Raw genomic sequence first — 6,049 nt, 5'->3', positions numbered from 1 at the left:
TGCTGGTGCTGTTCCTCCTCGCCGGACGCCAGCTCATCGCAGGCATCATGAGCGGAGCGGTGAAGGGCTGAGGCCCGGAGACTCCCGCGGTCCGATGTCCCCCGACCCGGTCCCGCGGGAGTCTCCGGGCCTCAGCCCTTCACCGCTCCGCTCATGATGCCTGCGATGAGCTGGCGTCCGGCGAGGAGGAACAGCACCAGCAGCGGGATCACCGAGAGCACGGCGCCGGCCAGCACGATCGAGTAGTCGACGTAGTAGCCCGACTGCAGCTGCGCGAGCGCCGTCTGCAGGGTCGGGTTCGTGGGGCTGAGGACGATCAGCGGCCAGAGGAAGTCGGTCCAGGCCATCATGAACGTGAAGAGCCCGAGGATCGCCATCGCCGGTCGCGCGGCAGGGACCGCGACGGTGAGGAACGTCCGGAACTGGTTCGCTCCGTCCACGCGCGCCGCCTCGATCAGCTCGTCCGGGATCACGTCGACCAGGTACTGCCGCATGAAGAAGACGCCGAACGCGGTGACCAGCGTCGGCACGATCACGGCGCCGAGCGAGCCGGTCCAGCCGAGCTGCCGCATCAGGATGAACAGCGGGATGATGCCCAGCTGCGTCGGGATCGCCATGGTCGCGACGACTCCGATCATCAGGCCGTCGCGCCCGCGGAACCGCAGCTTCGCGAAGGCGTAGCCGGCGAGCGTCGAGAACGACACGACCGACAGCGTGATGATCCCCGAGACGATGACGCTGTTCAGCAGAGCCGTCCAGAACGGGATCGCCGTCAGCACCTGCGAGGCGTTGGCGAGGAAGTTGCCGCCCGGGACGAGCGGCAGGGTCTCGCTGCGGGTCGCGTTCGAGCCGCTCGCCACGACGAACGACCACCACAGCGGGTAGGTCGAGCCGAGGATGAAGGCGCTCAGCAGCCCGTACGTGAGGAAGCCGGGCCGGTCGACGCGGCCGGCGCGGGAGGCGCGGACGCGGCGCACCGGGAAGGCGGCGGAGGTGGCGGGGGCGGTCATCGCTCGCTCTCGTTCTGGCCGAGGCCGGTGGTGGTGAGCAGGGGGTCCGCGGCGGCGATCTCGTCGGCGGTCGCGGGGCGGGCGGAACGGCGCTTCGAGCGCTGCGAGATCCGGTTCTCGACGGAGGCGATCCGCCGCGAGATCGCGAAGTTCAGCAGGCCGATCAGCACGATCAGGAGGAACAGCAGCCACGCGATCGCGGCCGCCTCGCCGAAGTTCTGGCGGAAGAACGCCATCTCCCAGAGGTAGAGGACGGTGGTCTGGAACTGCCGGTCCGAGCCGCCGATGCCGCCGGCGTTCGACACGTCGAACAGGCGCGGCTCCGCGAAGATCTGCAGGCCGCCGATGGTGGCGGTGATGATCACGAAGATCAGGGTCGGCCGGATGCTGGGGATCGTGATCGAGCGGAAGCGGCGGAACGCGTTCGCTCCGTCGATCGCGGCCGACTCGTGCAGCTCGCGCGGCACGGCCTGCATGGCGGCGAGGAGGATGAGGGCGTTGTAGCCGGTCCAGCGCCAGTTGACCATCGTCGCGATCGCGACGTGGCTGGCGAGGCGGTCGTTCGTCCACTCGATCGGGCTGATGCCCACGAGGCCGATCAGATTGTTGATCAGGCCCTCCTGGTCGCTGAAGACGCTCGAGAAGATCAGCGCGACCGCGACCGGCGAGACGATGTACGGCAGCAGGACGCTCATCCGCCAGAAGGTGCTGGCCCGCAGCGCCTGGTCGAGGGCGGCCGCGAGCAGCAGCGCGACGGCGAGCTGCGGGATCGTGGAGAGCAGGAAGATGCTCAGCGTGTTGACGATCGAGTTCCAGAAGAAGCGGTCGCCGAGCACGGCCGCGAAGTTCGCGAACCCGACGAAGTCGCCCTGGCCCTGCAGCAGCTGCCAGTCGTAGAGCGACACGACGAGCGTGTAGACCAGCGGGAACGCTCCGGTGAGCGCGAAGAGCAGGAAGAACGGCGAGATGTAGAGGTAGGGCGAGGCCTTCACGTCGAAGCGGCTCGCGCGCTGGCGGAAGGTCAGCGGGAGTCGGGGCGCCGGGCGCCGCTTCCCCGCGGGGGGCGTCGCCGTGGTCGGCGGGGTGAGTGTGCTCGTCATGGCGCTCTCTTCGAGGTCGAGTCGGAGTCGGAGGGGATGCGGCGGGGCCGGAGTCTCTCGTGCGGCGGGGCCGGCCGGGAGGAGTCGCGGGCGGCGGGGCCGGAGAGGCCTCGGCCGGCGGGCGGCAGCGTTTCTCCCGTGCGGCGAGGTGGCCCGGGATGCGGGCGGCCCGGCCGCACGGGGACCGGGAGGTCCGGTGGCGGCCGGACCTCCCGTGATGGTGGGGCCTCGTCCCGGAGGGGTCAGCCCCCGGGCGTCGGCCCGACCGGATCAGTCGACGAGCTCGCCGAGGAGCTGGAGCGCCTCGTTCCAGCCCTCCTTGCCGTCGATCTCGCCGCGGTCGACCTTCTGCAGGACCGGTCCGAAGACGTTCTCCTGGATCAGCGAGTCGTCCGGGCCCTTGTACTGGGCGACGACGCCCTCGGCGCGCTGCGCGAGGATCGCGCCGGTCGGGGAGTCGTTCATGCCGGGGTCGGGAGCGGCCGCGGAGGCGAGCTCCTTCTGCGCGTCGAGGGTGCTCGGGAACGGTCCGGCCGCCTCGAACGCCTTCAGCTGCTGCTCCGGCTCGCTGAGCCACGACGCCAGCGCGGCGGCCTCGGCGGGGTGCTTCGACTGGGTCGGGACGGAGAGGAACGAGCCGCCCCAGTTGGCGGGGCCGCCGGGGAAGACGTCGGCGAAGTCCCAGCCGGTGGCCTCGGCGTTCCCGCCGCCGGCCTCGACGTTGCTCTTCAGCGTGCCGAACATCCAGCCCGGGCAGACGAAGGTGGCGAAGGTCTGGTCGGTGAACGACTTGCCCTTGTTCCAGTCCCACGCCTTCTGCGCGGCCGAGAGGCCGGAGGCGGTGGCGTCGGTCAGCTGGCCCCAGCGCTCCTCGAGCTCCGGGTTGCCCTCGACGTTCAGCTCGCCGTCGGAGGTGTAGTACCCCTCGGGCAGCTGGTTGACCATGGCGTTCCAGACGAATCCGGAGTGGTCGAACCAGGCCTTGCCGGTGGCGTCGTGGTACTTCTGACCGGCGGCGAAGTAGTCGTCCCAGGTCGCGTCCGGTCCGCCGAGCATCTCGGCGACGGCGGCGCGGTCGGTGGGCATGCCGGCGGCCTCGAAGGCGGCCGTGTTGTAGCAGAGGCCCTCGGGTCCGATGTCGGTGCCGTAGCCGATGACGCGTCCCTCGGGGTCGGTCGCCTGCTCGTACTTCCAGTCGACCCAGTCGGCCTTGCGGTCCTCGATGCCGTGGTCGCGCAGGTCGACGAACTGGTCCGAGACCTCCATGACGGAGCCGAGCCAGCCCTCCTCGATGGCGACGACGTCGGCGAGCCCGGAGCCGGCGGCGAGCTTGGTGAACGCGTCGGTCCGCGCGTTGCCGCCGGTGTCGATGTTGTTCGGGACGATGGTGATACCCGGGTTGGCGTCCTCGTACTCGCCGTAGAGCTCGTCGAAGCCCATGGCGTTGAACGTGGTGACGGTCAGCTCGATCTCGCCGCCCTCGGAGGCGTCGGATCCCGACGAGCATCCGGTGACGATCAGGGCGAGGGCCGAGGCGCCGGCGATCGCCGCGGCGATCCTGGTGCGTCGTGAATAGGGCACGGTCACTCCTTCGTGATGGTGGTGGGGCACCCCTGCGAGCGCTCTCACGCGTGCTGTTCCGCGTATGTGAGAGCGCTCTCACGAGGTGTGCGGCGAGCTTACGCACGCCCCCTCGGAGAGGTCAAGCGTTTTCGAGAGAGCGCTCTCATCGAATTGATGGTCCGCGCCCAGCCGCGCGCCTCCCCGCCGCCCTCGCCCCCGCGAGAACGCAGAAGTCGCGGTACTCGAACGCGAGTACCGCGACTTCTGTGGACTCATCGCCCCCTGCCGATCGAGTAGCGGCTACTCGACCAGCAGGGCCGCCCTCAGCCCACCAGCACCGCGAAGCCCTGCGCGGGCAGCTGCACGGAGACGGCTCCGGACGGCGACGTCTCGCTCACGAGCGCGCCGTCCTGCGAGTAGACGCGCAGCGTGCCGGAGCCGCCCGAGACGCCGATCGCCGTGGTGCGCACGCCGTCGGTGGAGTTGCGGATCAGCTCGGTGCGGCCGCCCTCTCCTCCGACCACGAGGCGCGTCACCAGCGGGCGCACCAGCAGCGCATCGAGGCGCGTCTGACCGCTCAGCGGGCGGACCTCGACGCTCGACGAGCCGGCCGGCACGGTGCGGCGGAGCTTCTCCGGGAGCAGCGCGCCCGACGCCTCCGTCATCCCCTGCGACCCGACGGTCGAGCGGAGCAGGTCGAGCGGGCGCTTGCCGGACGTCCAGACGCTCAGCGGCGTGCGCTCCGTGCCGCGCTGCGGCTGGTCGATGACGGCCTCCACCACGCGGTCCTGCGTGGACGAGCAGATCGGGATCGACACCGCGCGGCGCGGGTCGGTCAGCGAGAGGTACGAGCCGCTCCAGCCGGCCTCCCCGGTCCAGGACGACTCGGGCGTCACGACGGTGCCGCCGCGCGCGCTCTCCGCCTCGACCAGCGTCAGCCCGTCGCGCGAGCGCTCGGTGGCGACGGAGCGGGCGCGGTCGGCGACGTCCGGGTGTGCGTCGAGCGCCAGCATCGCCAGCAGGCCGTGGATGGTGCTCTCGGCTCCGCTGTTGCGGTTGACGGACCCGTCGGCCTGGACGCCGTCGAAGACGACTCCGGTGGCCGGGTCGTAGACCGGGGCGAGGCTGCGGTTCAGGCCGAAGAACCAGGCGCCCTGCACGGCCGCGAGGTCGGTGAAGGCGCTGGAGCCGGTGGCGTCGGCCAGGGCGAGCGAGTTCTGCAGGCGGGAATCGGCTCCGTAGGCGATCTGCACGCGGTCGGTCGGAGTCGGGTTCCAGCCGTTGTCGGGGCCGCCGGCGGTGAGCAGCTCCGGAGCGAAGCGGGCGCCGTCGACGAGCGCGGGCTCGAGGAGGGAGGAGTCGTCGAGCGCCGCGGACGAGGCGGCGAGTCCCCCGGCCATCTGCGACGACCAGGAGTGCCAGAGCGTGCGCGACTTCGTCCACGGCAGGATCGCGCCGTACGGCCAGGCGGTGGTGTCCGCCTCCGTCGTCGTGGTGCGGGCGTAGGCGGCGACGCCCTCGGCGAGCTGGGCCGTGCTCGTGCGCACCGCGGAGTCGTCGGGGGCGGCCTCGAGGTAGGCGGAGAGGCCGAGCAGCGCCTCCGAGGTGGCGTCGGCGCCGTCGACGATCAGCCAGGCCGGCACCTGCACGCCGTCGGCCTGCGCGTACTCGCCGTAGCGGGTGAGCACCTCGCGGTCGACCGCCGCGACGCCGAGGCGCAGCCGCTCCTGCAGGAAGGCGGCGAACTCCGGATCCGTGTCGCGGAACGCCGCGTAGCCCTCGCCGAGCGCCCAGAGCGTGCGGGCGAGCCAGTAGCTGTCCTCGGAGTCGCTCGGATCCGGCAGCTCGACCGGCTCGGCGCTCGCATTGAGCTCCCCGTCGGTCTGCATCCAGAGCACCACGTTCCCGGCGTCGTCGCCCTCGGTGGTCTGGAAGTAGGCGAGGGCGCGGAGCGTCTCGAAGGCCTTCTCGCGGCTCTCTGTCGAGCCGGTCTGCTGCCAGTGGCGGAGGTAGACGACCGCGGCACGCGAGATGTCGTCGGTGTTGAAAGCACCCTGCTCGTAGTCGCCGGTGGCCGGATCGAGGCGGCCGCCGCCCACGCGCTCGAAGGCGCCGCCGTCGCGGGCGTCGGCGTAGGTCCACGGCATCACCAGGGTCGGCTCCTCGTCGAGCCGGTAGGTGGTGTGGCCGGGCTCGGGCACCGGAGTGGCGGTGTCGAGGAGGAAGTCGAGGTGCGCCGTGTTCGTCAGCGGCTCGGCCGCCTGCGCGGAGGTCGCGCCGAGGGCGAGGCCCCCGACGGTGAGGGCGGCGGCGGCCAGCACGGCCGCCGATCTGGTGAGCGTGTTCGTCATCGAACTCTCCTTGGGTGGGGTGCGG

4 protein-coding genes are annotated in these 6,049 nt (G+C 71.5%); all 4 read right to left on the bottom strand.

Features of this window, described 5'->3' with window-relative positions; translation table 11 throughout:
* Positions 1–131: 131 nt before the first annotated feature.
* The 4 genes from C5C57_RS14520 to C5C57_RS14505 all read right to left on the bottom strand — a co-directional run bounded on the left by C5C57_RS14520 (position 132) and on the right by C5C57_RS14505 (position 6,024).
* On the bottom strand, positions 132–1,010 hold the full coding sequence (locus C5C57_RS14520; protein ID WP_104223961.1) for a carbohydrate ABC transporter permease: 879 nt from the start codon (positions 1,008–1,010) through the stop codon (positions 132–134).
* On the bottom strand, positions 1,007–2,110 hold the full coding sequence (locus tag C5C57_RS14515; RefSeq protein WP_104247219.1) for a carbohydrate ABC transporter permease: 1,104 nt from the start codon (positions 2,108–2,110) through the stop codon (positions 1,007–1,009). The genes C5C57_RS14520 and C5C57_RS14515 overlap by 4 nt, the downstream gene beginning before the upstream one ends.
* A 270-nt stretch (positions 2,111–2,380) precedes the next feature.
* Positions 2,381–3,691: an ABC transporter substrate-binding protein gene (locus C5C57_RS14510; RefSeq protein WP_104224001.1), complete on the bottom strand. Its 1,311-nt coding sequence runs from the start codon at positions 3,689–3,691 to the stop codon at positions 2,381–2,383.
* A gap of 305 nt (positions 3,692–3,996) precedes the next feature.
* Positions 3,997–6,024 (bottom strand): hypothetical protein, encoded by a 2,028-nt coding sequence (locus C5C57_RS14505; protein WP_104247218.1) that lies wholly within the window; start codon positions 6,022–6,024, stop codon positions 3,997–3,999.
* Positions 6,025–6,049 lie beyond the last annotated feature (25 nt).

Origin of the sequence: Rathayibacter sp. AY1C5, assembly GCF_002931705.1 — a bacterium.
GTDB lineage: Bacteria > Actinomycetota > Actinomycetes > Actinomycetales > Microbacteriaceae > Rathayibacter.
This window is presented reverse-complemented; position numbering and strand designations above follow the sequence as displayed.